At 73.5% G+C, this 3,151-nt stretch carries 1 protein-coding gene; it reads left to right on the top strand.

Features of this window, described 5'->3' with window-relative positions; genetic code table 11:
- On the top strand, nucleotides 1-3,151 hold a 3,151-nt coding region (locus tag ACF1GV_RS42465), incomplete at both ends, for an SDR family NAD(P)-dependent oxidoreductase (RefSeq protein WP_391692516.1).

The following is a 3,151-nucleotide window of genomic DNA, read 5'->3' as shown; positions in this document are numbered from 1 at the left end:
ACACCCACGGCCACCCCGTCAACTGGCCCATCCCTCGGAACAGCCAACACATCGACCTGCCCACCTACCCCTTCCAGCACCAGCGCTACTGGATCGACGTACCAGAGCCCACGGCGGCGCACGCTCCCGTCCCGGCGACGGACATCGTCGACACCCATTTCTGGGAGGCCGTCGAGAACGAGGACTGGGAGTCGCTCGCGGAGACGCTCGCCGTGTCCGACGACGCCTCGCTCAGCACGGTCCTGCCCGCACTCGCGTCCTGGCGGCAGGAGCGCAGGCGCGAGGCCACGGTGAACGACTGGCGGTACGGGATCAGCTGGAAGCCGGTGGCCGACGGGGGTGCCACGACGAGGCTCGGGGGGACCTGGCTCGTGGTGTTCCCGGAAGGGCGGGCCACCGACGACGTCGTCCGTACGGCGGCGGAGGGGCTGGCGCGGCACGGCGCGCAGGTCGTGCCGCTGGAGCTGAACGCCTCCGAGGCCGCGCGTGGGGCGTACGTCGATCTCATCGGCGAGAAGCTCTCCGCGCAGGAGTTGCCGCTCGCCGGCGTGCTCTCCTTCCTGGCCCTCGACGAGGGCCCCCACTCCGCGCATCCCGCCATGACGGCCGGGGTCGCCGGGACGCTCGCTCTCGTCCAGGCGCTCGGTGACGCGCGCCTCGAGGTGCCGGTGTGGTTCGGCACGTGCGGGGCGGTGACCGTCGGGGCGTCCGACGCCGTGACCAGCCCGATGCAGGCGCAGGTCTGGGGCCTGAGCCGGGTCGTCGCGCTGGAGCAGCCCGAGCGCTGGGGTGGTCTCGTCGATCTGCCGCGCGAACTGGACGACCGGGCGCGGGCGCGCCTGTGCGCGGCGCTGGCGGGGCTGGCGGGCGAGGACCAGGTGGCGGTCCGCGCCTCGGGCGTCTTCGCCCGGCGCCTGGTGCGCTCCCCGCTGGACGTGCGGACGCCGGACGTGCAGGCGCCCGAGGCGGCGGCGCCCGGCTGGCGGACGAGCGGCACCGCGCTGGTGACCGGCGGAACGGGAGCGCTCGGTCCGCACATCGCGCGCTGGCTCGCCTCCAACGGCGCCGAGCATGTGGTGCTGACCAGCAGGCGAGGCCCGTCCGCTCCGGGCATGGCCGAGCTGACGACGGAGCTGGCGGCCGAGGGGGTCCGTCTCACGGTGGCCGCGTGCGACGCCGCCGACCGTGAGGCCCTCGCCCGTGTGCTGGAGCGGCTGAAGGCCGACGGGGAGTCCCTGCGTACGGTCGTACACGCGGCGGCGTTCATCGAGTTGGCGTCGCTGGCGGAGTCGGGGCTCGACGAGTTCGCGGACGTGCTGGCGGCGAAGGTGGCGGGCGCCGCCCACCTGGACGAGCTGCTGGGCAGCGGCGATCTCGACGCGTTCGTGCTGTTCTCCTCCATCGCCGGTGTCTGGGGCAGCGGTGACCACGGTGCCTACGCCGCCGCCAACGCCTATCTGGACGCGCTCGCGGAGCAGCGCCGTGCCCGCGGTCTCAAGGCCAGCTCGATCGCGTGGGGCGTGTGGAACGTCTGGGACCCGGAGCGGCTTCCGGAGGGCGTCAAGCCCGAGCAGCTGCAGGCGCGAGGCCTGCCGTTCCTCGACCCGGACACGGCCTTCGCCGCCATGCGCCAGATCCTCGCGCACGACGAGACGTTCGTGGCCGTGGCCGAGGTGGACTGGGAGCGGTTCGTCCCTGTCTTCACGTCGGCGGGGACCCGCCCGCTGCTGGCGGGTGTTCCCGAGGCGCAGCGCGAGATGGAGGCGGCCACCGTCTCCGTCGGCACCTCGTCGGGGGCGGACGCGCCGAGCGTGCCGTCGTCGCCGCTGCGCGACCAGCTGGAGGGTCTCGCGGCCGAGGAGCGGGACCGGGTGCTGCTGGAGCTGGTCCGCGAGCAGGCGGCCTCGGTGCTCGGTCATGCCTCCGGGGAGGCGGTCGAGCCGGGGCGGGCGTTCCGTGATCTCGGCTTCGACTCGCTGACCGCGGTCGAGCTGCGCAACCGGCTCAACACGGCCACAGGGCTGCGGCTGCCGGCGACCCTGGTCTTCGACTACCCCTCCCCCGGTGTCCTCGCCGCTCATCTGCGGGACGAGTTCTTCGGCGCGCTGCCGGACACCGCGCCGGCCAGGACCGCCGCCGCGCCGCCGGCCGATGACGACGACCCGATCGTCGTCATCGGCATGGGATGCCGCTTCCCGGGCGGCGTGCGCTCGCCCGAAGCACTGTGGGAACTCCTGCTGCGCGGCGGCGACGTGATCTCCGGCCTGCCGACCGACCGCGGCTGGGACCTGGACGCGTTCTACGACCCGGACCCGGAGCAGCGCGGCAAGTCGTACACCCGGCACGGCGGATTCCTGTACGACGCCGCCGACTTCGATCCGGCGTTCTTCGGCATCTCGCCGCGCGAGGCCCTGGCGATGGACCCGCAGCAGCGGCTGCTCCTTGAGACCTCCTGGGAGGCCTTCGAGCGCGCCGGCATCAACCCCCAGAGCCTGCCGGGCAGTCGTACGTCCGTGTTCGCGGGCGTCAGCTACCACGACTACGGCTCGCGTCTCGGCGAGACCCCGGAGGAGATCGAGGGGTACCTCGGTACGGGCAACACCGCGAGCATCGCCTCGGGCCGCGTCTCGTACGTCCTCGGGCTGGAGGGCGCCGCGGTGACGCTGGACACGGGCTGCTCGTCCTCGCTGGTCGCACTCCATCTCGCGGCGCAGTCGCTGCGCCAGGGCGAGTCCACGCTGGCGCTGGCCGGCGGTGTGTCCGTGATGGCGGTGCCCACCTCCTTCACCGAGTTCAGCCGGCAGCGCGGCCTGTCCGTGGACGGGCGGTGCCGGGCCTTCTCGGCAGACGCCGACGGCATGGGCATGTCCGAAGGCGTGGGCATGCTGCTTCTGGAACGGCTGTCGGACGCGCGCCGCAACGGCCACCGCGTTCTGGCCGTGGTCCGCGGTACGGCAATGAACCAGGACGGCGCCAGCAACGGCCTCACCGCCCCCAACGGCCCTTCCCAGCAGCGGGTCATCAGGCAGGCCCTCGCCAACGCGGGCCTCACCCCGGACCAGGTCGACGCGGTCGAGGCGCACGGCACTGGCACGACCCTGGGCGACCCGATCGAGGCGCAGGCGCTTCTCGCCACCTACGGGCAGGACCG

Source organism: Streptomyces sp. NPDC014006 (assembly GCF_043088925.1).
GTDB lineage: Bacteria > Actinomycetota > Actinomycetes > Streptomycetales > Streptomycetaceae > Streptomyces.
The sequence above is the reverse complement of the archived record's forward strand: the minus strand, read 5'-3'. Positions and strand labels throughout refer to the sequence as shown.